18 protein-coding genes and 4 tRNA genes are annotated in these 25,811 nt (G+C 64.3%); 18 read left to right on the top strand and 4 right to left on the bottom strand.

Going from position 1 to position 25,811, the window contains the following annotated elements:
- Nucleotides 1–229: 229 nt before the first annotated feature.
- Nucleotides 230–859: a response regulator transcription factor gene (locus tag F464_RS0100495; protein WP_026295626.1), complete on the top strand. Its 630-nt coding sequence runs from the start codon at nucleotides 230–232 to the stop codon at nucleotides 857–859.
- Nucleotides 860–911: 52 nt separating this feature from the next.
- Here the strand turns inward: F464_RS0100495 and F464_RS0100500 are convergent, their stop codons facing one another.
- From F464_RS0100500 to F464_RS0100515, 4 genes are all read right to left on the bottom strand, one after another.
- Nucleotides 912–1,625: a P-loop NTPase family protein gene (locus tag F464_RS0100500; RefSeq protein WP_018987804.1), complete on the bottom strand. Its 714-nt coding sequence runs from the start codon at nucleotides 1,623–1,625 to the stop codon at nucleotides 912–914.
- Between the two features lie 96 nt (nucleotides 1,626–1,721).
- Nucleotides 1,722–2,477: a class I SAM-dependent methyltransferase gene (locus F464_RS0100505; RefSeq protein ID WP_018987805.1), complete on the bottom strand. Its 756-nt coding sequence runs from the start codon at nucleotides 2,475–2,477 to the stop codon at nucleotides 1,722–1,724.
- A gap of 55 nt (nucleotides 2,478–2,532) precedes the next feature.
- Nucleotides 2,533–6,105, bottom strand: coding sequence for an indolepyruvate ferredoxin oxidoreductase family protein (locus F464_RS0100510; RefSeq protein ID WP_018987806.1), 3,573 nt, complete (start codon nucleotides 6,103–6,105; stop codon nucleotides 2,533–2,535).
- A gap of 105 nt (nucleotides 6,106–6,210) precedes the next feature.
- The gene (locus F464_RS0100515; protein ID WP_018987807.1) at nucleotides 6,211–7,617 is read right to left on the bottom strand and encodes an FAD-binding oxidoreductase; all 1,407 of its coding nucleotides are present in this window, start codon (nucleotides 7,615–7,617) and stop codon (nucleotides 6,211–6,213) included.
- Between the two features lie 175 nt (nucleotides 7,618–7,792).
- Here F464_RS0100515 and F464_RS0100520 point away from each other — a divergent pair.
- The 17 genes from F464_RS0100520 (at nucleotide 7,793) to tuf (F464_RS0100600) (ending at nucleotide 25,796) form a co-directional block, all read left to right on the top strand.
- Nucleotides 7,793–7,877: transfer RNA gene (locus tag F464_RS0100520), tRNA-Tyr, on the top strand.
- A 64-nt stretch (nucleotides 7,878–7,941) separates the two neighbouring features.
- Nucleotides 7,942–8,015 (top strand) — tRNA-Gly (locus tag F464_RS0100525).
- A gap of 27 nt (nucleotides 8,016–8,042) precedes the next feature.
- Nucleotides 8,043–8,117 (top strand) — tRNA-Thr (locus F464_RS0100530).
- A 68-nt stretch (nucleotides 8,118–8,185) separates the two neighbouring features.
- The gene (gene tuf, locus F464_RS0100535; protein ID WP_018987808.1) at nucleotides 8,186–9,355 is read left to right on the top strand and encodes an elongation factor Tu; all 1,170 of its coding nucleotides are present in this window, start codon (nucleotides 8,186–8,188) and stop codon (nucleotides 9,353–9,355) included.
- A gap of 74 nt (nucleotides 9,356–9,429) precedes the next feature.
- Nucleotides 9,430–9,505 (top strand) — tRNA-Trp (locus F464_RS0100540).
- A 26-nt stretch (nucleotides 9,506–9,531) separates the two neighbouring features.
- Nucleotides 9,532–9,879 (top strand): preprotein translocase subunit SecE, encoded by a 348-nt coding sequence (gene secE, locus F464_RS0100545; RefSeq protein ID WP_018987809.1) that lies wholly within the window; start codon nucleotides 9,532–9,534, stop codon nucleotides 9,877–9,879.
- Between the two features lie 2 nt (nucleotides 9,880–9,881).
- A complete protein-coding gene (gene nusG, locus F464_RS0100550; protein WP_018987810.1) occupies nucleotides 9,882–10,415 on the top strand; it encodes a transcription termination/antitermination protein NusG in 534 nt (177 codons plus the stop codon).
- A 104-nt stretch (nucleotides 10,416–10,519) separates the two neighbouring features.
- The gene (gene rplK / locus F464_RS0100555) at nucleotides 10,520–10,951 is read left to right on the top strand and encodes a 50S ribosomal protein L11 (protein ID WP_018987811.1); all 432 of its coding nucleotides are present in this window, start codon (nucleotides 10,520–10,522) and stop codon (nucleotides 10,949–10,951) included.
- 2 nt (nucleotides 10,952–10,953) lie between these two features.
- Entirely contained in the window at nucleotides 10,954–11,652 is a 699-nt protein-coding gene (rplA, locus tag F464_RS0100560; RefSeq protein ID WP_018987812.1) for a 50S ribosomal protein L1, read from the top strand.
- Between the two features lie 233 nt (nucleotides 11,653–11,885).
- Nucleotides 11,886–12,386, top strand: coding sequence for a 50S ribosomal protein L10 (gene rplJ / locus F464_RS0100565; protein WP_018987813.1), 501 nt, complete (start codon nucleotides 11,886–11,888; stop codon nucleotides 12,384–12,386).
- A gap of 39 nt (nucleotides 12,387–12,425) precedes the next feature.
- Entirely contained in the window at nucleotides 12,426–12,800 is a 375-nt protein-coding gene (gene rplL / locus F464_RS0100570; RefSeq protein WP_018987814.1) for a 50S ribosomal protein L7/L12, read from the top strand.
- 177 nt (nucleotides 12,801–12,977) lie between these two features.
- Entirely contained in the window at nucleotides 12,978–17,111 is a 4,134-nt protein-coding gene (gene rpoB, locus F464_RS0100575) for a DNA-directed RNA polymerase subunit beta (protein ID WP_018987815.1), read from the top strand.
- A 41-nt stretch (nucleotides 17,112–17,152) separates the two neighbouring features.
- Entirely contained in the window at nucleotides 17,153–21,382 is a 4,230-nt protein-coding gene (gene rpoC / locus F464_RS0100580) for a DNA-directed RNA polymerase subunit beta' (RefSeq protein WP_018987816.1), read from the top strand.
- Nucleotides 21,383–21,513: 131 nt separating this feature from the next.
- A complete protein-coding gene (gene rpsL, locus F464_RS0100585) occupies nucleotides 21,514–21,891 on the top strand; it encodes a 30S ribosomal protein S12 (RefSeq protein WP_018987817.1) in 378 nt (125 codons plus the stop codon).
- A gap of 32 nt (nucleotides 21,892–21,923) precedes the next feature.
- Entirely contained in the window at nucleotides 21,924–22,394 is a 471-nt protein-coding gene (gene rpsG / locus F464_RS0100590) for a 30S ribosomal protein S7 (RefSeq protein WP_018987818.1), read from the top strand.
- 107 nt (nucleotides 22,395–22,501) lie between these two features.
- Entirely contained in the window at nucleotides 22,502–24,601 is a 2,100-nt protein-coding gene (gene fusA, locus F464_RS0100595; RefSeq protein ID WP_018987819.1) for an elongation factor G, read from the top strand.
- A 25-nt stretch (nucleotides 24,602–24,626) separates the two neighbouring features.
- The gene (gene tuf / locus F464_RS0100600; RefSeq protein ID WP_018987820.1) at nucleotides 24,627–25,796 is read left to right on the top strand and encodes an elongation factor Tu; all 1,170 of its coding nucleotides are present in this window, start codon (nucleotides 24,627–24,629) and stop codon (nucleotides 25,794–25,796) included.
- The last annotated feature ends 15 nt before the right edge of the window (nucleotides 25,797–25,811 follow it).

A 25,811-nucleotide genomic window follows, 5' to 3' on the forward strand; every position in this document is an offset into this window, starting at 1 on the left:
CCGGGCCGGATGCGGAGCTCGTATGCTCATCGACTGATGATAGTTTCCGAACGCACGGTATGACAATGCGTGATGTCCGCGTGGCGGTTGTGATGATGGGGCGTTGGAATATAACAGGGTAATTTTCCCCGAATTTTTGCCTGCATGGGGGGAAATTGCTCCTATCTTTTTGGACAGTTCCCGCGTGCTATCCTCACGCCTTTGGAATTGCAGCATAACGGAGCGCGTCGTGACCCGGATTCTCATCGTCGAAGACCATGCCCTTGTACGTGAAGCCATGGCGCAGACCCTTGCGCGCCTTGAGCCCGGCGTCGAGTGCGTGGAGGCAAAGGGTTCCGAGGATGCGCTCGCCAAGCTGGAGGCCAATCCCGACTGGGACCTCGCGGTGATCGACCTGATGCTGCCGGACCTGAACGGGTTTTCCTTGCTGGGCGTGCTCGCGAAGCGCTTCCCCGACGTTCCCACGATCGTCGTCTCCGCCCTCGACGACTCCGCGTCCATCCGGCGTGCGATGAAGGGCGGCGCCTCGGGCTTCGTGTCCAAGGCGGATTCGGGCGACACGCTGCGCGCAGCGGTGCGTTGCGTGCTGGATGGCGGCGTGTATGCGCCCGACATCGGCAATGACTCGGCCGCCAAGCGTTCCGGCGCGCCCGTGAGCGAACGCTTCGGCCTGACCGCCGGACAGACCCGCGTGCTGGAACTCCTCGCCCAGGGGAAGACCAACCGCGAGATCGCCGACCTGCTCGGCCTGTCCGAAGGCACCGTGAAGGTGCATATGTCGGCGATCTTCCGCGCCCTCAACGTCAGCAGCCGCGCCCAGGCGCTGATCGTCATCGCCCGCCACGGTTCGCGGCTCTGATCCGCGGGCGGCGCGGCGCAGCCGCGTTGGTGGATGCCGCGGCAAAGCCGCGTTAGTGGGTCCGCCGGTTCGCCTGCAGGCGCAGCGGCATGTCGGCCGGCGACAGCCGGCCGCTCAGCTGTGGTTCATCCTCGTCGTCCGCTGCGGTCGTTGTCTCCGCATGCTCGATGTCCATGACATCGAGCACCTGCCGCGCCAGCGCACGGCAAGCGTTCGCCACCGCCGTCGGCAGGTGTTCCGGGATCTGCTTCTGCAGCAACAGCTTGGTGCCCGATAGCGCCAGCACCGGATTCAGGATGCGGTGGCGGTATGCACCCATCAATTGCGCGACGCTGCGGTCGACCGCCTCGCGCTGCCACGCGTTGGTCGGCCACTGCGTCGGCACCGCATAGGCGCGCGGGAACATCTCGAGGTCGCGTACGACGGTGCGGATATCTTCATGCGACTCGCGGAAGGGCAGCAGCACGATGTCCGACATCGCGTACAGCTTGCGGTCCATCTCCGTGCGGTTGCCGCCGCCGTCGATCACGCCCAGCCAGCCTTCGAGCGAACGCAGTTTGTCGACGACCTTGGTGAGCGCCTCGCGCGTGCGCGCATCGGCGGTGATGTAGCGGCGCCCCGCCGGACTCAGCGGTTCGCGCGACGTGTCGGTCAGCACGCAGGCGGCGCGGTGGCCCAACAGGCCCAGTCCCTGCGACAGCATGTGCGACAGGGTGGTCTTGCCCGTACCCCCCTTGTTACCGATCACACAGATGATTTCAGCCATGCCGGTGTTCCTCACTCGCGGCCTCCTCGCCGCACGATTGCATTATCGGCGCGGGAGGCTGGGCGCAAGGGGTGAAAAAGCGCCCGGATACGCCCGCTATTTCGACGCCTGCCCGTCCGCCACCCGATACACGTACAGCCGCGTCGCCCGCCTGTCGTCCACCTCGACGACCCTGTCCGGTATACGGCCGGGAATCGGAAAACTGTTGCTTACGACGAGCGCGCCGGGCGTGAGTTCCTGCTGCGCCTTGGCCCATACGCGTGCCATCGGCACCGGCGACAGGAAGGCATAGACGAGGTCGTAGGGCTCCCACGACGCCGTAAAGAAGTCCCCGCGCCGCACGACGATCTGCGCCGTCGTGCGGGCGAGCAGGCGGCTCAGCAGCCACGGCGCGGGCGCGGCCTCCACACCGTCGCAGCGGCAGTCGGGGCGCAGGCGCACGAGCCCGCGGAGCAGCGATCCCGTGCCGCTGCCCAAGTCCAGCATATGCACCGGCCGCCCGGCTGGCAACAGGCCGGCCAGCGCGGCGATCGTCGCGCGGTTCGACAGGTAGAGCGGCACCTGGGTGCGAAAGCTCGTCCAATACACGACGAGCAGCAGCGCAAACGCGGCGAGATACCACGCCGGTGCGATTCCCGCCCGCCCGGCGACAACGAGCAGCGGCGCGAACGCCGCATGGATCGCCAGCCACCAGCGCGCGCTGCGCATCGCCGCCGCCGCGGCCGTCGCGCCCAGCGCCTGCATGCCGGCCAGCGGCCAGATGCCCGCCGGCAGCCATCCGGCGCCCGCGAACAGGAAGGCGCATGCCCAGCCGGCAATCTGGGCGAACAGGGCTTTGAGTGCAGGCGGCATCCGGGCGCGAGAAAGGGCAGGGGAGCGCGATCATACCGCGCCCCCCGGCGACCCGTCAGGCAGCCCGCGAGGTGGCCGCATGCCCCGCGTCGATGGGTTCGCGCCAGGCTGCCAGCAGTTCCGCCCTTCGCGTCGCCGCCTGCTCAATGTTGCGTGCCTTGACGTGACCGTATCCGCGTATCTGCTCGGGCAGTTTCGCGATCTCGACCGCCGCCGGCAGACGCAGGAAGGACAGCGTCTCCAGCAACTCGACGATGTCGTGCTCGTACTGCGCGATCAGTGCCCGCTCGGCCCGCCGCTCCGCGCTGTAGCCGAAGATGTCCCACGCCGTGCCGCGCAGACGCCGCAGGCGCGCAAGCCAGCGGAACGCCTTCAGCATGCGCGCGCCGTAGGCTTTCTTGCGCAGTTTTCCCGTGTTGGGATCAGGGCGCGCGAGCAGCGGCGGCGCGAGATGGAAGCGCACCTCGTAGTCCCCCTCGAAAGTCGCCCCGACGCGCTCCCAGAAGGCCGGGTCGGTGTGGAGACGGGCGACCTCGTATTCGTCCTTGTAAGCCATGAGTTTGAAATGGCTGCGCGCGACCGCCTCCGTGAGCCGCAGCGTCGCGCCATCGCCGGCGACGCCCATCTCCGCGGCCCGCACCCGGTCGACGAGGCGGCGGTAGCGTGCCGCGTAAGCCGCATCCTGGTACGCCGTCAGCGTCGCCTCGTGCATCGCGATCAACCCGTCGAGCGTCTCCGTTTCCCTCGGGGCGGATTGTGCGGGTTCCAGCGCCCGCGCGATCGCCTCGGGCTCGACCACCGCCCGTCGTCCCCACTCGAAGGCCAGCGCGTTCATCGCGACCGCCACCGCATTGAGCTCGATCGCCTTCAGCAGCGCCGCGCGCGTCACCGGCACCATGCCCATCTGCCACGCGTAGCCGAGCAGGAAGGCGTTCGTCGCGATGGCGTCGCCCATCAGCGCCGTCGCCATCCGCTGCGCATCGATGAAGTCCGCCGCCTGCCGCCCGGGGCCGTCCCCCACCGCCTCGCGTATGGCGCGCTCCATGCGGCCGATCGGGAATGACCAGTCCGGATTGCGCGCGAATTCCGAGGTCGGCGTTTCCGTCGTATTCACGATCGCCCGCGTGCGCCCCGCCGCCATCTTCGCCAGCGCCTCGACGCTCGCCGTCACGACGAGATCGCCGCCTATCACCGCCTGCGCCTCGCCCGCAGCGATGCGCACCGCGTGCAGATCCTCGGGCCGGTCGGCGACGCGGATGTGGCTGAACACCGAGCCGCCCTTCTGCGCGAGACCGGTCATGTCCAGCACCGTCACGCCCTTGCCGTCGATGTGCGCCCCCATGCCGATCAGCGCACCGATCGTCACCACCCCGGTGCCGCCCACGCCGGTCACGAGGATGCCGAAGGGCGCGGCCGTCCCCGGCAGCTCCGGTTCGGGCAGCGCGGCGATCCATGCGTCGTCGCCCGCCTGTGCGCCGCCCTTGCGCAAACGCCCGCCCTCTATCGTGATGAAGCTCGGGCAGAAGCCCTTGAGGCACGAAAAATCCTTGTTGCATGCCGACTGGTCGATCTGGCGCTTGCGCCCGAAGGGTGTCTCGACGGGCACCACCGCCATGCAGTTCGACTGCACGCCGCAATCGCCACAGCCCTCGCACACCGCCTCGTTGATGAACACGCGCCGCGCCGGATCGGGGTAGGCGCCGCGCTTCCTGCGCCGCCGCTTCTCGGCCGCGCAGGTCTGATCGTAGATCAGCGCCGTGACGCCCGGCGAGGCGCGCAGCTCGCGCTGCACCGCGTCGAGCTCGTCGCGATGCAGCAGAGGGACGTGCGGGACGTCCGCCGGGCCGTAATGGCGCTCGGTGCCGTCGGTCACGATGACGATGTTGCTCACGCCCTCGGCCTGCAGCTGGCGCACGATCTTCGGCACCGTCAGCCCGCCGTCCAGCGGCTGCCCGCCCGTCATCGCCACCGCGTCGTTGAACAGGATCTTGTAGGTGATGTTCACCCGCGCAGCCACCGCCTGGCGGATCGCCAGCACGCCCGAGTGGAAGTAGGTGCCGTCGCCGAGGTTCGCGAACACGTGCTGCTCGTTCGTGAACGGCGCCTGCCCGACCCACGGCACGCCCTCGCCGCCCATCTGCGTGAAGGTGCCGGTGCGCCGCTCCGGCATCCACGTCGCCATGTAGTGGCAGCCGATGCCGGCCACCGCGCGGCTGCCTTCGGGGACGTTCGTCGACGTATTGTGCGGGCAGCCGGGGCAGAAAGTCGGCACGCGGTCGATCGCGAAGAAGCGATCCGACAGCGCCTTCTCCTTCGCCTGCAGGAAGGCGAGCCTAGCCTCGATGCGTGTGGACGTGAAGAATCGCCCGACGCGCGCCGCGATCACTTGCGCGATCATCGCCGGCGTCAATTCGCCCGCGGCCGGCAGCAGCCATTCCCCGTGATCCACCACGCCGCCTTCCTGCGGGATCATCGCCCATTCGCCTTTCTCGTCGAACTTCCCGACCACGCGTGGGCGGACATCCTCCCTCCAGTTGTACAGCTCCTCCTTCAACTGGTACTCCAGCAGCTGGCGTTTCTCCTCGATCACGAGGATCTCGTCCAGCCCCTGCGCGAAGCGGCGCACCCCCTCGGCCTCCAGCGGCCACACCATGCCCACCTTGTACAGCCGGATGCCGATCTCGGCCGCGAGCGCCGCGTCGATGCCGAGGTCGTCGAAGGCCTGGCGCACGTCGAGATACGACTTGCCGCAGGTGATGATCCCCAGCCGCGGCGCTGGCGAATCGATCACGATGGGGTTCAGCCCGTTGGCGCGGCAGTATGCCAGCGCCGCGTACAGCTTGTAGTGCAGCAGCCGCTTCTCCTGCACCAGCGGCGGATCCGGCCAGCGGATGTTGAGGCCGTCGGGAGGCAGCGCGAAATCGGCCGGGATCACGACCTCCACGCGGCGCGGATCCACATCCACCGACGCCGAAGTCTCCACCGTGTCCGCAAGCGCCTTGAATGCCACCCAGCAGCCCGAATAGCGCGACAGCGCGTAGCCATGCACGCCGAAGTCGACATACTCCTGCACGCCCGCCGGCGCCAGCACCGGCATCATCATCGCCTTGAAGTAATGGTCGGTCTGGTGCGGCAGCGTCGAAGACTTCGCCGCGTGGTCGTCACCGGCCACCACCAGCACGCCGCCATGCGGCGAGGTCCCGGCCGCATTCGCGTGGCGGAACACGTCGCCGCTGCGGTCGACCCCCGGCCCCTTGCCGTACCACATCGCGAACACGCCGTCGTACTTCGCCTGCGGCGACAGGTTCACCTGCTGCGTTCCCCATACCGCGGTGGCCGCGAGATCCTCATTGACGCCCGGCTGGAACACGATGTCGTGGCTGGAAAGGTGTGTCTTCGCCTTCCACAGCGTCTGGTCCAGCCCGCCCAGCGGCGAGCCGCGATAGCCGGACACGAAGCCGGCGGTATTCAACCCCGCCCCGCGGTCACGCTCCTTCTGGATCATCAGCAGGCGCACCAGCGCCTGGTAGCCCGTCAGATACACGCGCCCCGACGCCTGCGTGTACTTGTCCTCGAGGCTCACGCTCCCCGCCGTCGATGAACGGCTGCCCGGATCGGTTTCGGCCATGGCGACTCCCTGCGCAAGAACTGCGTTTCCGGAACACCGCGCGGACAAGTCGCCGCGATCCGGGCAGCCTAGCCCCTCGCGTCGGACGCGGCAATGGGGCGGGGTTCAGCCCGCGGGAATGACCTTGCCCGGATTCATGAGGTTGTGCGGATCCAGCGACAACTTCAGCGCCCGCATCGCCGCGACCGCGGCGTCCCCGTGTTCGGCGGCGAGGAAATCCTGCTTGCCGAAGCCGATCCCGTGTTCGCCCGTGCACGTCCCGTCCATCGCCAGCGCCCGCTCGACGATCTTGCGGTTGAGCGCCTCGGCGCGCGCGATCTCGTCGGGGTCGTCCGGATCGACCAGGATCACCGTATGGAAGTTGCCGTCGCCGACGTGACCGACGATGGGCGCGATGAATCCGCTCGCGGCGATGTCCTCGCGCGCCCCGGCGATGCAGTCCGCGAGGCGCGAAATCGGCACGCACACGTCGGTGGTGACGCCGCGGCAGCCCGGCCGCAGGTTGATCGACGCGAAATACACGTCATGGCGCGCCGCCCACAGCCGGCTGCGGTCCTCCGGGCGCGTCGCCCATTCGAAGTCCTGACCGCCGTTCTCGCGCGCAATCTCCTGCACCGTCTGCGCCTGCTCCTCCACGCCCGCCGCCGAGCCGTGGAACTCGAAGAACAGCATCGGCGCTTCGCGCAGCGTGGTCTTGCTGTAGCGGTTGATCGCCTGCACAGTCAGCGTGTCCAGCAGCTCGATGCGCGCCACCGGCACCCCGAGCTGGATCGTCTGGATCACCGTGCGCACCGCATCATCGACATCCGGGAAGGCGCACACCGCCGCCGAAACCGCCTCCGGCAGCGGGTGCAGCCGCACCGTCAGCGCCGTGATCAGCCCCAGCGTCCCTTCCGAGCCGACCATCAGCGCCGTCAGGTCGTAGCCCGCCGAGGACTTGCGCGCGCGTCCGCCGGTACGGATCACCCGCCCGTCCGCGAGCACCACCTCCATTGCTAACACGTTGTCGCGCATCGTCCCGTAGCGCACCGCATTCGTCCCGGAGGCGCGCGTCGAAGCCATCCCGCCCAGGCTCGCATCGGCGCCCGGGTCGACCGGAAAGAAGAGCCCCGTGCCGTGCAGCGCGGCGTTGAGCTGCTTGCGCGTGATCCCCGGCTGTACCACTGCATCCATGTCATCGCCGTGCACCGCGAGCACCCCGTTCATCTCGGCGAAATCCACGCTGAGCCCGCCATGCAGCGCGAGCACATGCCCCTCCAGCGAGCTGCCGACCCCGAACGGTACGATCGGCACCCGATGCGCATGGCACGCACGCGCGATCTCCACCGCCTCCTCGGTCGACCGCGGCCAAACCACGCCGTCCGGCAGCATGTCCGGGAAGTGCGACTCGTCATGGCCGTGATGCGCACGCACGGCCTCTGCCGTCGAAAAGCGCTCGCCGAAGCGAGCGCGCATCGCTGCAACAAAGCCGGTCGGAAGCGGCTCGCGGGAACCGGGGGCGGGGAGCGCCATTGCATCGACTCCAGGGAAAAGATGCGCCATCTTCCGCGATTTTCTTCCCGGTCGCACGACGCGCCGCCGCATGAGCATCCGTGCCAACGACCGAAAGACGCGGACCTTCTGAAAAAAAAGTTCGAATGATGTTTGACACGCACAAAATGATCCCCTATAGTGCGCGTCTCCGTTTGGAGGGGTTCCCGAGCGGTCAAAGGGATCAGACTGTAAATCTGACGGCTCTGCCTTCGAAGGTTCGAATCCTTCCCCCTCCACCAAGTTTCTGAGATTGGCTCGCTGTTCGGGCCGGTCAGGGTGTAAAGCGTTTCGTCTGCGTTGTATGCGGGTGTAGCTCAATGGTAGAGCAGAAGCCTTCCAAGCTTATGACGAGGGTTCGATTCCCTTCACCCGCTCCAGGCTTGGCGCGCTAAGGTTTTTACGGAGCCCATGTAGCTCAGTGGTAGAGCACTCCCTTGGTAAGGGAGAGGCCACGTGTTCAATCCACGTCATGGGCACCACGGTTTTTCGTGTTGTTGTGGTCGATCTGTTCGGTCCGGTTTTCTGAATCTGTCAAAGAGGTACTGGCATGGCTAAGGGTAAGTTTGAGCGGACGAAACCGCACGTAAACGTTGGGACGATCGGCCACGTTGACCATGGCAAGACGACCCTGACCGCAGCGATCACGACGATCCTGTCGTCGAAGTTCGGCGGCGAGGCGAAGGCCTACGACCAGATCGACGCGGCGCCCGAAGAGAAGGCGCGCGGCATCACGATCAACACCGCGCACGTCGAGTACGAAACGGCGGCCCGTCACTACGCCCACGTCGACTGCCCGGGCCACGCCGACTATGTGAAGAACATGATCACCGGCGCCGCGCAGATGGACGGCGCGATCCTGGTCGTGTCGGCTGCTGACGGCCCGATGCCGCAGACGCGCGAGCACATCCTGCTTGCCCGTCAGGTCGGTGTGCCGTACATCATCGTGTTCATGAACAAGTGCGACATGGTCGACGACGAGGAGCTGCTCGAGCTCGTCGAGATGGAAGTGCGCGAACTGCTGTCGAAGTACGACTTTCCGGGCGACGACATCCCCATCGTCAAGGGTTCGGCGCTGAAGGCGATCGAAGGCGACAAGGGTGACCTGGGCGAAGGCGCCATCATGAAGCTGGCCGAGGCGCTCGACAGCTACATCCCGACGCCCGAGCGTGCCATCGACAAGCCTTTTCTGCTGCCGATCGAAGACGTGTTCTCGATCTCGGGTCGCGGCACCGTCGTGACCGGTCGTGTCGAGCGCGGTATCGTCAAGGTCGGCGAGGAAGTCGAGATTGTCGGCATCAAGCCCACGGTCAAGACCATCTGCACCGGCGAACCAAAAAACCAGGCAGGCGACAACGTCGGCGTGCTGCTGCGCGGCACCAAGCGAGAAGACGTCGAGCGTGGTCAGGTCCTGTGCAAGCCGGGCTCGATCAAGCCGCACACCCACTTCACGGGCGAAGTGTACGTGCTGTCGAAGGAAGAGGGTGGCCGTCATACCCCGTTCTTCAACAACTACCGTCCGCAGTTCTACTTCCGTACCACCGACGTGACCGGTTCGATCGTGCTGCCGGAAGGCACCGAGATGGTCATGCCGGGCGACAATGTGTCGATCACGGTCAAGCTGCTGGCCCCGATCGCCATGGAAGAAGGTCTGCGTTTCGCGATCCGCGAAGGCGGTCGCACCGTTGGCGCCGGCGTCGTCGCCAAGATCATCGAGTAATTGCGGCTGAAAACCGAAGCAATTGCTTGATCGAAGGCGCCTCGAAAGCCGGGGTGCCTTGTAGTCTCTGCTGCAGGGGTATAGCTCAATTGGCAGAGCGTCGGTCTCCAAAACCGAAGGTTGGGGGTTCGATTCCCTCTGCCCCTGCCACTCAATTCCGGGTTTTCAATATCTAGATGGCCGATAAGTTCAAGTTTGCGCTGGCTCTCGCCCTGCTTGCAGCCGGCGTAGTCGGCTTTTATCAGCTTTCCGAGCAGGCGCTGGTGTTGCGCGTGCTGTCGGTGCTTGCCGGTGTTGCGGCTGGTGCGGCGGTCGCATGGCAATCCGAGCCTGGCCGCCGTTTCGTCGAGTTCGCGCGTGAGGCGATCACCGAGGCGAAGAAGGTCGTGTGGCCTTCGCGCAAGGAAACGGTGCAGACAACCGGAATAGTGTTCGCCTTCGCCGTGGTGATGGCGGTGTTTCTTTGGCTGACTGACAAGAGCCTCGAGTGGGTGCTCTACGACCTCATCCTGGGCTGGAAGTAATCATGACGAAGCGCTGGTACGTGGTGCATGCCTATTCGGGCTTCGAGAAGTCTGTCCAACGCGCGCTTGTCGAGCGCATTGCGCGCGCCGGGATGCAGGATTCCTTCGGGCAGATCCTCGTGCCCGTCGAAGAAGTCATCGAGATGAAGAGCGGGCAGAAGAGCATTTCCGAGCGGAAGTTTTTCCCCGGCTACGTGCTCGTCGAGATGGACATGAATGACGAGAGCTGGCATCTGGTCAAGTCCACTCCCAAGGTCACCGGCTTTGTCGGCGGTACCGCCAACAAGCCCACCCCGATTTCCGAGAAGGAAGTCGAGAAGATCATGCAGCAGATGCAGGAAGGCGTCGACAAGCCGCGTCCGAAGGTGCTGTGGGAAATGGGCGAGGTCGTGCGCGTCAAGGAAGGGCCGTTCACCGACTTCCACGGTTCCGTGGAAGATGTCAATTACGACAAGAGCAAGCTGCGCGTGATGGTGACCATCTTTGGTCGCGCCACGCCGGTTGAACTGGATTTCAGTCAGGTCGAGAAGACCTGATGCAGGTGGGCCGCAAGGCCCGTAGATGCCCGCTTCGCGCGGGTGAAGGCGAGGAGCGTCGGCTGCGGCCGGCGCGCTTGTACTCATACTAGGAGCTAGCCGCGATGGCAAAGAAGATCATCGGCTATATCAAGCTGCAAGTGCCAGCTGGTAAAGCCAACCCCAGTCCCCCGATCGGCCCGGCGCTCGGTCAGCGCGGCCTGAACATCATGGAATTCTGCAAGGCGTTCAACGCCAAGACTCAGGGCATGGAGCCCGGTCTGCCGATTCCCGTGGTGATCACGGCTTACGCCGACAAGAGCTTCACCTTCATCATGAAGACCCCGCCTGCGACGGTCCTCATCAAGAAGGCTGCCGGCATCAAGTCCGGTTCGGCTAAGCCGCACACCGACAAGGTCGGTTCGATCACGCGCGCTCAGGTCGAAGAGATCGCCAAGGCCAAGATGCCTGACCTGACCGCTGCGAACATGGATGCCGCCGTGCGTACCATTGCCGGTTCCGCGCGCAGCATGGGCATCACGGTGGAGGGTCTCTGATCATGGCGAAGCTTTCGAAACGAGTTCAGGCGCTGCGCGCCAAGGTTGACCGCAACCGCGTCTACCCCATCGCCGAGGCTCTCGCGCTGGTGAAGGAATGCGCGACTGCCAAGTTCGACGAGTCGGTCGATATCGCCGTGAATCTCGGCGTGGATGCACGCAAGTCCGACCAGGTCGTGCGCGGCTCCGTCGTGCTCCCGGCCGGTACCGGCAAGAGCGTGCGCGTGGCCGTGTTCGCCCAGGGCGACAAGGCTGAAGCCGCCCGCGCCGCCGGCGCCGACGTCGTCGGTTTCGACGATCTCGCCGAGCAGGTCAAGGCCGGCAACATCGACTTCGACCTTTGCATCGCCACGCCGGACGCCATGCGCGTCGTCGGTCAGCTGGGCCAGATCCTCGGTCCGCGCGGCCTGATGCCGAACCCGAAGGTCGGCACCGTGACCATGGACGTCACCACCGCCGTCAAGAACGCCAAGGCCGGTCAGGTCCAGTACCGCACCGACAAGGCCGGCATTGTGCACGCCACGATCGGCCGTGCCTCGTTCTCGGTCGAGTCGCTGCAGCAGAACCTCGGCGCGCTCGTCGAAGCGCTGCAGAAGGCTAAGCCCGCTGCCGCGAAGGGCGTCTATCTGCGTCGCGTCGCCGTGTCGAGCACCATGGGTTCCGGTGTACGCGTCGAACCGTCGAGCATCACCGCGGCCTGATCGGGCTGCATAACGAACTTTGGGACGCTCCGCGCGCAAGTGCGGAGCGGATCGTCAAAGACCGCAGGTGCGGTCGCTCCGGCGACCGTTTAAGCATCCACGGATGGCCTGCGCAGACGGTGTGCCCAGAACAGGATTTTGGCCGATTCGTCGGTCGCGCTCCTGATCCAGGTCGCCGTGGGTGCGAACCGTGAAGTGTGGTTCGCGTGTGGACTTGAAAGGAGGAAAGACCTGTGGGTCTCAATCTTGATGACAAGAAAGCCGTAGTGGCAGAGGTGTCGGCACAGGTGGCCAACGCTCAGACCATCGCGGTGGCCGAGTATCGCGGCATTGAAGTGGGTGACCTCACTGTGCTGCGTGCGAAGGCCCGCGAAGCTGGCGTGTACCTGCGTGTGCTGAAGAATACCCTGGTGCGCCGTGCGATCGCCGAAACCCCGTTCGCCGGGTTGTCGGATCAGCTGACTGGTCCGCTGATCTATGGCATTTCGGAAGATCCGGTTTCCGCAGCCAAGGTGCTGAACGACTTCGCCAAGGGCAACGACAAGTTGGTGCTCAAGGCCGGTTCCTATGCGGGCAAGACGCTCGACAAGGCCGGCGTGCAGGCGCTGGCGTCGATCCCGAGCCGCGAAGAGTTGCTCGCCACGCTGCTGGGCGTCATGCAGGCGCCGGTTTCCGGCTTCGCTTGCGCGATGGCCGCCCTCGCCAAGAAGCGCGAGGAAGAGGCAGCTGCCTGACCGTTTTCCGAAAAAGTTTCGATTTAGGAGTGATTTGACATGGCTATCAGCAAAGAAGACATCCTCGAAGCCGTTGGCTCGATGACCGTTATGGAACTGAACGACCTCGTGAAGGCGTTCGAAGAGAAGTTCGGCGTTTCCGCTGCCGCGATGGCGGTTGCTGCTCCGGCTGGCGGCGCTGCCGCTGCGGTCGTTGAAGAGAAGACCGAATTCGACGTCGTTCTGCTTGCCGCCGGCGAGAAGAAGGTCGAAGTGATCAAGGTCGTCCGCGCTGCCACGGGCCTGGGCCTGAAGGAAGCGAAGGACCTGGTCGATGGCGCGCCCAAGACCGTCAAGGAAGCGGCTCCGAAGGCCGACGCCGAGGCGATCAAGAAGCAACTCGAAGACGCTGGCGCGAAGGTCGAGATCAAGTAATACCGAGTTGTCTTTCGGGGCTGGCGCTCATCCGGGCGCCAGCCCTTTCGTGCTTTGTAAATCCAAGAAGTCAGAACCCAGCGCGAGATATGGTGTCCACAAGCCTATCGCCTGGCCCGTTCTCCTCGGGGCGCTGTGTTCTGTCTCTTTGACGTCCGACCTCTACCCGGAGCATCCATGGCGTATTCCTACACCGAAAAGAAACGTATCCGCAAGAGCTTCGCCAAGCGCGCGGCGGTGCTGAACGTACCTTTCCTCCTCGCCACCCAGATCGAGTCGTTCGCCTCGTTCCTGCAGGCTGAAACGCCGCCCTTGACCCGCCTTAACCAAGGGCTGCAGGCCGCCTTCACGTCGATTTTCCCGATCGTGAGCCACAGCGGCAATGCGCGCCTGGAATTCGTCCAGTACATGCTCGGCGAACCGGCGTTCGACGTGAAGGAATGCCAGCAGCGCGGCCTGACCTTCGCGTCGCCGCTGCGCGCCCGGGTGCGCCTGGTGATCCTCGACCGCGACGCGCCGAAGGAGACGGTGAAGGAAGTCAAGGAGCAGGAAGTGTACATGGGCGAGATTCCGCTCATGACCTCCACCGGCTCGTTTGTCATCAACGGTACCGAGCGCGTCATCGTGTCGCAGCTCCACCGTTCGCCGGGCGTGTTCTTCGAGCACGACCGTGGCAAGACCCACTCGTCGGGCAAGCTTCTGTTCTCGGCACGGATCATCCCTTACCGCGGTTCCTGGCTCGACTTCGAATTCGATCCGAAGGACTGCCTGTTCTTCCGGGTCGACCGCCGTCGCAAGATGCCCGCGACGATCCTGCTGCGCGCCATCGGCATGACGCCGGAGCAGATCCTCGAGACCTTCCACGACTTCGACACCTTCCATTTCAGGGGGCAAGAACTCGCCTTCGAGCTGGTTCCGGATCGCCTGCGTGGCGATGTCGCCAGGTTCGACATCATCGATGGTGACGGCAAGGTCATTGTCGCGCGCGACAAGCGCATCACGGCGAAACACATCCGCGAACTCGAGCAGGCCGGCCTCAAGAGCATGGTCGTGCCCGACGATTTCATCCTCGGTCGCATCGTTGCCCGCAACGTCGTCGACCCCGAAACCGGTGAGCTGATCGCGCGCGCCAACGACGAGATCACCGAGGATCTGCTCGGCAAGCTGCATGACGCCGGTGTCAAGGACCTGCAGACCCTGTACGTCAATGACCTCGATCGCGGTCCTTACATTTCGCAAACGCTGCGTATCGACGAGACGGCCGACCAGTGGGCCGCGCGCGTCGCGATCTACCGCATGATGCGCCCGGGCGAGCCCCCCACCGAGGAGGCCGTCGAGGCGCTGTTCCAGGGGCTCTTCTACTCGGAAGAGCGCTACGACCTGTCGTCGGTCGGCCGCATGAAGTTCAACCGCCGCGCGTATCCCGAGAAGATCGAGGACAAGGCGCCGGGCTGGCTCAAGCGTTTCTACGAAGTCGTCGGCGCCCGCGGTGAGGAAGGGCCCGCGACCCTCTCGAACGAGGACATCCTCGCCGTGATGAGCGTGCTGGTCGAACTGCGCAACGGCCGCGGCGAGATCGACGACATCGACCACCTCGGCAACCGCCGCGTGCGCTCGGTCGGCGAGCTCGCCGAGAACCAGTTCCGTGCCGGTCTCGTGCGCGTCGAGCGCGCAGTCAAGGAGCGCCTGTCGCAGGCCGAGTCCGACAACCTGATGCCGCACGACCTGATCAATGCGAAGCCGATTTCGGCTGCGATCAAGGAGTTCTTCGGTTCCAGCCAGTTGTCGCAGTTCATGGACCAGACCAACCCGCTGTCCGAGATCACGCACAAGCGCCGCGTCTCGGCCCTCGGCCCGGGCGGTCTGACGCGCGAGCGCGCCGGCTTCGAGGTGCGCGACGTGCATCCGACGCACTACGGCCGCGTGTGTCCGATCGAGACGCCGGAAGGTCCGAACATCGGCCTGATCAACTCGCTGGCCGTGTATGCGCGGACCAACCGCCACGGCTTCCTCGAGACGCCGTACCGCAAGGTCTCCGACGGAAAGATCACTAACCAGATCGATTTCCTCTCCGCGATCGAGGAAGGTCAGTACGTGATCGCGCAGGCGAACGCGGACGTCGGTGACGACGGCATCCTCCGCGGCGACCTGGTTTCGTGCCGCCACAAGGGCGAATTCACGCTCGCGACGTCGGATCAGGTCCAGTACATGGACGTTGCGCCGGGCCAGATCGTCTCGGTTGCCGCTTCGCTGATTCCGTTCCTCGAGCATGACGACGCGAACCGCGCGCTGATGGGCGCGAACATGCAGCGTCAGGCGGTTCCCTGCCTGCGCCCGGAAAAGCCGCTGGTCGGCACCGGCATCGAGCGCACCGTCGCGGTGGACTCGGGCACGGCCGTGCAGGCAATGCGCGGCGGCATGGTCGACTATGTCGACGCGAACCGGATCGTGGTGCGTGTCAACGACGACGAGACCCTCGCGGGCGAAGTCGGCGTCGACATCTACAACATGATCAAGTACACGCGTTCGAATCAGAACACGAACATCAACCAGCGTCCGATCGTCAAGGTCGGCGACCTCATCGGCAAGGGCGACGTGATCGCCGACGGTGCCTCGACCGACCTCGGCGAGCTCGCACTGGGCCAGAACATGCTGGTCGCGTACATGACGTGGAACGGTTACAACTTCGAGGACTCGATCCTCATCTCCGAGCGCGTCGTCGCCGAGGACCGCTTCACCTCGATCCACATCGAGGAACTCACGGTCGTCGCGCGTGACACCAAGCTCGGGCCCGAGGAAATCACCCGCGACATCGCGTCCCTGGGCGAGGCCCAGCTGTCGCGACTCGACGAGTCGGGCATCGTGTACATCGGCGCCGAAGTCGACGCCGGCGACGTGCTCGTCGGCAAGGTCACGCCGAAGGGCGAGACCCAGCTCACTCCGGAAGAAAAGCTGCTGCGCGCGATCTTTGGCGAGAAGGCGTCCGACGTCAAGGACACCTCGCTGCGCGTACCTTCGGGCATGAACGGCACCGTCATCGACGTGCAGGTGTTCACCCGCGAAGGCATCGAGCGCGACAAGCGCGCCCAGTCGATCATCGACGACATGCTGCGCAGCTTCAAGACCGACCTCGCCGACCAGATGCGTATCGTCGAGCGCGATGCGTTCGCACGTATCCGCCGCCTGATCACCGGCCAGAAGGCCAATGGCGGACCGAAGAAGCTCGCGAAGGGCGCCGAGATCAACGCCGAATACCTCGACTCGCTGGAGTTCTACCACTGGTTCGACATCCGTATGGCGGACGAGGAACTGGCGACCCAGCTCGAGGCAGTCCGCGAGGGTCTGGAGAAGACCCGCAAGGACTTCGAGCAGGCCTTCGAGATCAAGAAGAAGAAGCTCACCCAGGGCGACGAACTGCCCCCGGGCGTTCAGAAGATGGTCAAGGTCTACCTCGCCGTGAAGCGTCGCCTGCAGCCCGGCGACAAGATGGCGGGCCGTCACGGTAACAAGGGTGTCGTGTCGCGCATCGTTCCGGTCGAGGACATGCCGCACATGGCCGACGGTACTCCGGTGGATATCGTGCTGAACCCGTTGGGCGTGCCGTCGCGGATGAACATCGGCCAGATCCTCGAGACCCACCTCGGCTGGGCGGCGAAGGCGCTCGGCAACCGGATCGGACAGATGGTCCGCGCGAACACTGCAGCGGCGGAGATCCGCGACCTGCTCGAGCAGATCTACAACACGAAGGGTCATCCCGAGGACATCGCCAGCCTCAACGACAAGGAAGTCGTCGAGCTTGCTTCGAACCTGAGCAAGGGCGTTCCGTTTGCTACGCCGGTGTTCGATGGTGCGAAGGAAGAGGAGATCGAGGCCATGTTCGCCCTGGCCGGGATCGAGCCCGGCGGACAGGTCACGCTCTTCGACGGCCGTACCGGCGAGGCCTTCGACCGCAAGGTCACGGTCGGCTACAAGCACGTGCTGAAGCTGCACCACCTGGTCGACGACAAGATGCACGCGCGCTCGACCGGCCCGTACTCCCTCGTCACCCAGCAGCCGCTGGGCGGCAAGGCGCAGTTCGGCGGCCAGCGTTTCGGCGAAATGGAAGTGTGGGCACTCGAAGCCTACGGCGCGGCCTACACGCTGCAGGAAATGCTCACCGTGAAGTCCGACGACGTGACCGGTCGTACCAAGGTGTACGAAAGCATCGTCAAGGGCGAGCACAAGATCGACGCCGGCATGCCCGAGTCCTTCAACGTGCTGGTGAAGGAAATCCGCTCGCTCGCGATCGACATCGATCTGGACACGTACTGAACCGGGTGAATGCCCACGAAGCAACCCGGACGGAGTGATTTATGAAAAGCCTGCTCGCTGACCTGTTCAAGCAAACCCTGCCGAACGAAGACCAGTTCGACGCGATCACGATCGGCCTCGCATCGCCGGACAAGATCCGCTCGTGGTCGTACGGTGAGGTCAAGAAGCCCGAGACCATCAACTATCGTACGTTCAAGCCCGAGCGTGACGGCCTGTTCTGCGCCAAGATCTTCGGGCCGGTCAAGGACTACGAGTGCCTGTGCGGCAAGTACAAGCGCCTCAAGCACCGCGGCGTGATCTGCGAGAAGTGCGGCGTCGAGGTGACCCTGTCGAAGGTGCGCCGCGAACGCATGGCGCACATCGAACTCGCGAGCCCGACCGCGCACATCTGGTTCCTGAAGAGCCTGCCGAGCCGCCTCGGCATGGTGCTCGACATGACCCTGCGCGACATCGAGCGCGTGCTGTATTTCGAAGCATTCGTGGTGGTCGAGCCCGGCATGACCCCGCTCAACCGCGCCCAGCTGCTCACCGAGGACGACTACCTCGCAAAGGTCGAAGAGTACGGTGACGAGTTCGACGCGCTGATGGGCGCCGAGGGTATCCGCGGCCTCCTGCGCACGCTCGATGTGCAGCTCGAGATCGAGAAGCTGCGGGGCGATCTTGAGACGACCAACTCGGAAGCCAAGATCAAGAAGTTCTCGAAGCGCCTGAAGGTGCTCGAGGCCTTCCAGCAGTCCGGCATCAAGCCCGAGTGGATGATCCTTGAGGTCCTGCCTGTGCTGCCGCCGGACCTGCGTCCGCTGGTGCCGCTGGACGGTGGCCGCTTCGCGACCTCCGACCTCAACGACCTGTATCGCCGCGTCATCAACCGGAACAACCGTCTGAAGCGTCTGCTCGAGCTCAAGGCGCCCGAAATCATCGTGCGCAACGAGAAGCGCATGCTGCAGGAAGCTGTCGACTCACTGCTCGACAACGGCCGCCGCGGCAAGGCGATGACCGGTGCGAACAAGCGTCCGCTCAAGTCGCTGGCCGACATGATCAAGGGCAAGGGCGGCCGTTTCCGTCAGAACCTGCTGGGCAAGCGCGTCGACTACTCGGGCCGTTCGGTCATCGTGGTCGGTCCGCAGCTCAAGCTGCACCAGTGCGGCCTGCCCAAGCTGATGGCGCTCGAGCTGTTCAAGCCTTTCATCTTCAACAAGCTCGAGCTGATGGGGCTGGCTACGACCATCAAGCAGGCGAAGAAAATGGTCGAGAGCCAGGAGCCGGTGGTGTGGGACATCCTCGAAGAGGTGATCCGCGAGCATCCGGTCATGCTGAACCGTGCGCCGACGCTGCACCGTCTTGGTATCCAGGCCTTTGAGCCCGTGCTGATCGAAGGCAAGGCGATCCAGCTGCACCCGCTAGTCTGTGTCGCGTTCAACGCCGACTTCGACGGTGACCAGATGGCCGTCCACGTGCCGCTGTCCCTCGAGGCGCAGATGGAAGCGCGCACGCTGATGCTGGCGTCGAATAACGTGCTCTCGCCCGCCAACGGCGAGCCGATCATCGTCCCGTCGCAGGATATCGTTCTCGGCCTGTACTACGCGACGCGCGAAGGCGTGAACGTGCTTGGCGAGGGCATGGCACTGGCGGACGTCGGCGAACTCAAGCGCGCCTACGAGTCCAAGCAGCTGTCGCTGCATGCCCGGGTGTCGGTCCGCCTGAAGGAAATCGAGGTCGGGGCAGACGGCGAGCGCCGCGAGAAGATCACCCGCTACAACACGACGGCGGGGCGCGCGATGCTGTCGGAGATTCTGCCGCCGGGGCTGCCCTTCAGCGTGATCGACAAGCCGCTGAAGAAGAAGGAAATCTCCAGGCTGATCAACGCCTCGTTCCGTCGTTGCGGTCTCAAGGAGACGGTCGTTTTCGCGGACAAGCTGATGCAGTTCGGCTTCCGTCTCGCAACGCGCGCCGGCATCTCGATCGCCGTGAAGGACATGCTCGTCCCGACCCTGAAGGACTCGCTAATCCACGCGGCCGAGCAGGAGGTCAAGGAGATTGCCCGCCAGTACACGTCCGGCCTCGTGACGGACGGCGAACGTTATAACAAGGTCGTCGATATCTGGGGTCGTGCCGGTGACCAGGTCGCCAAGGCGATGATGGACCAGCTCGGCCAGGAGGACGTCGTCAACCGCAAGGGCGAGAACGTCAAGCAGGAGTCGTTCAACTCCATCTACATGATGGCCGACTCCGGTGCGCGAGGTTCCGCCGCCCAGATCCGCCAGCTCGCCGGCATGCGCGGCCTGATGGCGAAGCCGGACGGCTCCATCATCGAGACGCCGATCACGACGAACTTCCGCGAAGGCCTGAACGTTCTGCAGTACTTCATCTCGACCCACGGTGCCCGTAAGGGTCTAGCAGATACCGCGTTGAAGACCGCGAACTCCGGTTACCTGACCCGCCGTCTGGTCGATGTGACCCAGGATCTGGTCGTGACCGAAGACGACTGCGGCACGCGCGACGGCTTCGTGATGAAGGCGCTCATCGAGGGCGGTGAAGTCATCGAGGCGCTGCGCGAGCGTATCCTCGGCCGTGTCTGTGCCGAAGACGTCGTCAACCCGGACTCCCAGGAAACGGTATTCGAGGCCGGCACGCTGCTCGACGAAAATGCCGTCGATCTGATCGAAAGGCTGGGCATCGACGAAGTGAAGGTCCGCACCGCGCTGACCTGCGCGACGCGCTACGGCCTGTGTGGCAAGTGCTACGGGCGCGACCTCGGTCGCGGCAACATGGTCAACGTCGGCGAAGCCGTCGGCGTCATCGCCGCGCAGTCGATCGGCGAGCCTGGCACCCAGCTGACGATGCGTACCTTCCACGTCGGTGGTGCCGCATCCCGAGCGGCCGCAGCGAGCGGTGTCGAGTCGAAGTCGGCCGGTACCATCCGCTTCGCCGGCAATATGCGTTACGTCTCTAACGTGAAGGGCGAGAAAGTCATCATCGCGCGTTCGGCGGAGATCGTCGTCGCTGACGACATGGGTCGTGAGCGTGAGCGTCACAAACTGCCGTACGGCGCGACCCTGCTGGTCGACGACGGCGCCGCGATCAAGGCCGGTGTCATGCTCGCGACCTGGGATCCGCATACTCGTCCGATCGTGACGGAATATGCCGGTACCGTGAAATTCGAGAACGTCGAGGAAGGCGTCACCGTCGCGAAGCAGATCGACGAAGTGACCGGTCTGTCGACGTTGGTTGTCATCGATGGCAAGCGCCGCACGTCGGGTTCGTCGTCGAAGGGTGTTCGCCCGCAGGTGAAGCTCCTTGACGAGAACGGCGAGGAGGTGAAGATCGCCGGTACCGACCACTCGGTGGCGATCACCTTCCAGGTGGGCTCGCTGATTACCGTCAAGGACGGCCAGATCATCGGCGTCGGCGACATCCTCGCGCGCATTCCCCAGGAATCCGCAAAGACCCGCGACATTACCGGCGGTCTGCCGCGTGTCGCGGAACTCTTCGAAGCCCGTCCGCCGAAGGACGCAGGCGTGCTCGCGGAGTACACCGGTACCGTTTCGTTCGGCAAGGACACCAAGGGCAAGCAGCGTCTGGTGATCACCGAAGCCGACGGCACGGCGCACGAGTTCCTGATCCCGAAGGACAAGCACGTGATGGTGCACGACGGACAGGTCGTCAACAAGGGCGAGCTGATCGTCGACGGTCCGGCCGATCCGCACGACATCCTGCGTCTGCAGGGCATCGAGGCGCTGGCCCGCTACATCATCGACGAAGTCCAGGACGTGTATCGTTTGCAGGGCGTCAAGATCAACGACAAGCACATCGAGGTGATCGTCCGCCAGATGCTGCGCCGCGTCGTCATCATGGACTCCGGCGATTCCAAGTTCATCCGCGAGGAACAGGTCGAACGTTCCGAAGTCCTCGACGAGAACGACCGCATCGATGGCGAAGGCAAGTTGTCGGCCCAGTACCAGAACGTCCTGCTGGGTATCACGAAGGCATCGCTGTCCACCGACTCGTTCATCTCCGCGGCTTCCTTCCAGGAAACCACGCGCGTGCTGACCGAAGCGGCCATCATGGGCAAGCGCGACGAACTGCGCGGGCTCAAGGAAAACGTCATTGTCGGCCGGCTCATTCCCGCCGGTACCGGCATGGCGTACCACCGCAACCGCCGTGCGCAGTCGGCGGGCGAGGATCTCGCAGCCGAGCATGCGTGGGCGGCGATGCAGGAACAACCGTCGGAAGTGCCCGACGGCGTCTCGCAAGATGTGCAGGCCGGTTGACTTTTGCCGGCTTGTCGGGATAACATCCGGCCTCTTTTTGTGGACTGACCAATCGTAGTCAGCCTCTGCCGGAATCAACCGCCCGGGGCGGCCTTTGGGGCTGCCCCGGTATAATGGAAAATTCTCAAGCTATGCCAACAATTAATCAGCTCGTCCGCAAGCCCCGGCAACTTGCAGTCGTCAAGAGCAAAGTGCCGGCGCTCGATGCTTGTCCGCAGAAACGCGGCGTTTGCACCCGGGTCTACACCACTACGCCGAAGAAGCCGAACTCCGCGCTGCGTAAGGTTGCGAAGGTTCGCCTGACCAACGGCTTCGAGGTGATCTCGTATATCGGTGGCGAAGGTCACAACCTCCAGGAGCACTCGGTGGTCCTGATTCGCGGTGGTCGTGTGAAGGACTTGCCGGGTGTGCGTTATCACATCGTGCGCGGTTCGCTCGACCTGCAGGGCGTCAAGGATCGTAAGCAGTCGCGCTCGAAGTACGGCGCCAAGCGTCCGAAGAAATCCTAATTGTCGGCATTCAGAAATAGCTAGAGGTTGCCATGCCCCGTCGTCGCGAAGTACCCAAGCGTGAAATCCTGCCGGATCCGAAGTTCGGCTCGCAGGACGTTTCCAAGTTCATCAACGTGATCATGCAGTCCGGCAAGAAGTCGGTTGCTGAGCGCATCGTCTATGGTGCGTTCGAGCACATCTCCGGCAAGGCCGGGAAAGACCCGCTGGAGGTCTTTTCCTCTGCAGTCGCGAACGTCAAGCCGGTGGTTGAAGTCAAGAGCCGCCGCGTTGGTGGTGCCAACTACCAGGTTCCGGTCGAAGTGCGTCCGTCGCGCCGCATGGCGCTGTCGATGCGCTGGCTGCGTGAAGCTGCCCGCAAGCGTGCCGAGAAGTCGATGGCCCAGCGCCTCGCCGGTGAGCTCCTCGAGGCCGCTGAAGGCCGTGGTGCCGCGATGAAGAAGCGCGAAGAAGTGCACCGCATGGCCGAGGCGAACAAGGCGTTCTCGCACTACCGCTTCTAAGCAGTTTCAGGCAGCGGTAAATCGGGCCCTGGCAAGGGCTCGATTGTTTTGTAACAAGACACTTGGACTTTCGCGCCTGGCGCGAATTCTGGAAGGCAGGGTAAACCGTGGCTCGCAAGACTCCCATTGAGCGCTACCGCAATATCGGTATCTCCGCTCACATCGACGCCGGCAAGACAACGACGACCGAGCGCATTCTTTTCTACACCGGTGTGAACCACAAGATCGGTGAAGTTCATGATGGCGCTGCGACCATGGACTGGATGGAGCAGGAGCAGGAGCGGGGTATCACCATCACCTCGGCTGCGACGACCTGCTTCTGGAAGGGTATGGACCTGTCGTTCCCCGAGCATCGCTTCAACATCATCGACACCCCGGGACACGTGGATTTCACGATCGAGGTCGAGCGCTCGATGCGCGTCCTTGACGGTGCGTGCATGGTTTATTGCGCGGTCGGTGGCGTTCAGCCGCAGTCGGAGACCGTGTGGCGTCAGGCGACCAAGTACAAGGTGCCGCGTCTCGCGTTCGTGAACAAGATGGACCGCCAGGGCGCCAACTTCTTCAAGGTGTACGAGCAGATGCGTACCCGCCTGAAGGCAAATCCGGTGCCCATCGTGATCCCGATCGGAGCTGAGGATGCGTTCGTCGGTGTCGTCGATCTTGTCCGCATGAAGGCGATCTACTGGGACGAAGCCAGCCAGGGCATGAAGTTCGAGTATCGCGACATCCCCGCGGAGCTCCAGGCGGATGCGCTGGAGTGGCGCGAGAAGATGCTCGAAGCGGCGGCCGAGGCCAGCGAGGAGCTCATGAACGAGTACCTCGAGAACGGCGATCTGTCGGTCGAGAAGATCAACGCCGGGCTGCGCCAGCGCACGATCGCCTGCGAAATCCAGCCGATGTTGTGCGGCACGGCGTTCAAGAACAAGGGCGTCCAGCGCATGCTCGACGCGGTCATCGAGTTGCTTCCCTCTCCGGTGGACATCCCGCCGGTCGCGGGTACCGATGATGACGAGAAGCCGGTCGTTCGCAGGGCGGATGATTCCGAAAAGTTTTCGGCGCTGGCCTTCAAGCTGATGACGGACCCGTTTGTTGGTCAGCTGACCTTCGTGCGCGTGTATTCCGGCGTCCTGCAGTCGGGCGAGACTGTGCTGAACTCGGTCAAGGGCAAGAAGGAGCGCATTGGCCGCATCCTGCAGATGCACGCCAACGAGCGTCACGAAATCAAGGAAGTTCTCGCCGGCGATATCGCTGCGTGCGTGGGCCTCAAGGAAGTGACGACGGGCGAGACGCTGTGCGATCCGAGCGCGCCGATCATCCTCGAGCGCATGGTCTTCCCGGAACCCGTGATCCACGTCGCGGTCGAGCCGAAGACGAAGAGCGACCAGGAAAAGATGGGTATCGCGCTGAGCCGTCTGGCTGCCGAGGATCCGTCCTTCCGTGTGCGTACCGACGAGGAATCGGGTCAGACGATCATCTCGGGCATGGGCGAACTCCACCTCGAGATCATCGTCGACCGCATGAAGCGCGAGTTCAACGTCGAGGCGAACGTCGGCGCGCCGCAGGTTGCCTATCGTGAGGCGATCCGCAAGGCCGTCGAGCAGGAAGGCAAGTTCGTCAAGCAGTCCGGTGGTCGCGGTCAGTTCGGTCACGTGTGGATCAAGCTCGAGCCGAACGAGGCGGGCAAGGGCTACGAATTCGTCGATGCGATCAAGGGCGGCACGGTGCCGCGCGAGTACATCCCCGCGGTCGACAAGGGTCTGCAGGAGACGCTGCCGAACGGTGTGCTTGCAGGCTTCCCGGTTGTCGACGTGAAGGTCACGCTGTTCGACGGTTCCTACCACGACGTCGATTCGAACGAGAACGCGTTCAAGATGGCTGCGTCGATGGCGTTCAAGGACGCGATGCGCAAGGCCAGCCCGGTTCTGCTTGAGCCGATGATGGCGGTGGTCGTGGAGACGCCCGAAGACTACATGGGCAACGTCATGGGTGACCTGTCCGGGCGTCGCGGCATCGTCCAGGGTATGGACGACCTGCCCGGCGGCATGAAGGAAGTGAAGGCTGAGGTTCCGCTGGCCGAAATGTTCGGCTATGCGACGCAGCTGCGTTCGCTGTCGCAGGGGCGCGCCACGTATTCGATGGAATTCAAGCACTACTCCGAAGCGCCGAAGAGCGTTGCGGAGGCAGTGATCAGCAATCGTAGCAAGTAACAGAACTCAAGCGAGGATTCTCACTATGGCTAAAGGCAAGTTTGAGCGGACGAAACCGCACGTAAACGTTGGGACGATCGGCCACGTTGACCATGGCAAGACGACCCTGACCGCAGCGATCACGACGATCCTGTCGTCGAAGTTCGGCGGCGAGGCGAAGGCCTACGACCAGATCGACGCGGCGCCCGAAGAGAAGGCGCGCGGCATCACGATCAACACCGCGCACGTCGAGTACGAAACGGCGGCCCGTCACTACGCCCACGTCGACTGCCCGGGCCACGCCGACTATGTGAAGAACATGATCACCGGCGCCGCGCAGATGGACGGCGCGATCCTGGTCGTGTCGGCTGCTGACGGCCCGATGCCGCAGACGCGCGAGCACATCCTGCTTGCCCGTCAGGTCGGCGTGCCGTACATCATCGTGTTCATGAACAAGTGCGACATGGTCGACGACGAGGAGCTGCTTGAGCTCGTCGAGATGGAAGTGCGCGAGCTGCTGTCGAAGTACGACTTCCCGGGCGACGACATCCCCATCGTCAAGGGTTCGGCGCTGAAGGCGATCGAAGGCGACAAGGGTGACCTGGGCGAAGGCGCCATCATGAAGCTGGCCGAGGCGCTCGACAGCTACATCCCGACGCCCGAGCGTGCCATCGACAAGCCTTTTCTGCTGCCGATCGAAGACGTGTTCTCGATCTCGGGTCGCGGCACCGTCGTGACCGGTCGTGTCGAGCGCGGCATCGTCAAGGTCGGCGAGGAAGTCGAGATTGTCGGCATCAAGCCCACGGTCAAGACCATCTGCACCGGCGCTTTTTGTCGCCAGGCAGGCGACAACGTCGGCGTGCTGCTGCGCGGCACCAAGCGTGAAGACGTCGAGCGTGGTCAGGTCCTGTGCAAGCCGGGCTCGATCAAGCCGCACACCCACTTCACGGGCGAAGTGTACGTGCTGTCGAAGGAAGAGGGTGGCCGTCATACCCCGTTCTTCAACAACTACCGTCCGCAGTTCTACTTCCGTACCACCGACGTGACCGGTTCGATCGTGCTGCCGGAAGGCACCGAGATGGTCATGCCGGGCGACAATGTGTCGATCACGGTCAAGCTGCTGGCCCCGATCGCCATGGAAGAAGGTCTGCGTTTCGCGATCCGCGAAGGCGGTCGCACCGTTGGCGCCGGCGTCGTCGCCAAGATCATCGAGTAATTGCCTCGTTAAATT

The sequence above is a fragment of the Aromatoleum toluclasticum ATCC 700605 genome, from assembly GCF_000378245.1.
Lineage (GTDB): Bacteria > Pseudomonadota > Gammaproteobacteria > Burkholderiales > Rhodocyclaceae > Aromatoleum > Aromatoleum toluclasticum.

Coding starts and splice junctions, on each gene's coding strand:
- secE (WP_018987809.1), top strand. CDS start 9,532: ATGGCCGATAAGTTCAAGTTTGCGCTGGCTCTCGCCCTGCTTGCAGCC.
- F464_RS0100500 (WP_018987804.1), bottom strand. CDS start 1,625: ATGGCTGAAATCATCTGTGTGATCGGTAACAAGGGGGGTACGGGCAAG.
- rplK (WP_018987811.1), top strand. CDS start 10,520: ATGGCAAAGAAGATCATCGGCTATATCAAGCTGCAAGTGCCAGCTGGT.
- rplA (WP_018987812.1), top strand. CDS start 10,954: ATGGCGAAGCTTTCGAAACGAGTTCAGGCGCTGCGCGCCAAGGTTGAC.
- tuf (WP_018987808.1), top strand. CDS start 8,186: ATGGCTAAGGGTAAGTTTGAGCGGACGAAACCGCACGTAAACGTTGGG.
- rplL (WP_018987814.1), top strand. CDS start 12,426: ATGGCTATCAGCAAAGAAGACATCCTCGAAGCCGTTGGCTCGATGACC.
- F464_RS0100505 (WP_018987805.1), bottom strand. CDS start 2,477: ATGCCGCCTGCACTCAAAGCCCTGTTCGCCCAGATTGCCGGCTGGGCA.
- rpsL (WP_018987817.1), top strand. CDS start 21,514: ATGCCAACAATTAATCAGCTCGTCCGCAAGCCCCGGCAACTTGCAGTC.
- F464_RS0100510 (WP_018987806.1), bottom strand. CDS start 6,105: ATGGCCGAAACCGATCCGGGCAGCCGTTCATCGACGGCGGGGAGCGTG.
- rpoC (WP_018987816.1), top strand. CDS start 17,153: ATGAAAAGCCTGCTCGCTGACCTGTTCAAGCAAACCCTGCCGAACGAA.
- rpsG (WP_018987818.1), top strand. CDS start 21,924: ATGCCCCGTCGTCGCGAAGTACCCAAGCGTGAAATCCTGCCGGATCCG.
- rpoB (WP_018987815.1), top strand. CDS start 12,978: ATGGCGTATTCCTACACCGAAAAGAAACGTATCCGCAAGAGCTTCGCC.
- tuf (WP_018987820.1), top strand. CDS start 24,627: ATGGCTAAAGGCAAGTTTGAGCGGACGAAACCGCACGTAAACGTTGGG.
- F464_RS0100515 (WP_018987807.1), bottom strand. CDS start 7,617: ATGGCGCTCCCCGCCCCCGGTTCCCGCGAGCCGCTTCCGACCGGCTTT.
- nusG (WP_018987810.1), top strand. CDS start 9,882: ATGACGAAGCGCTGGTACGTGGTGCATGCCTATTCGGGCTTCGAGAAG.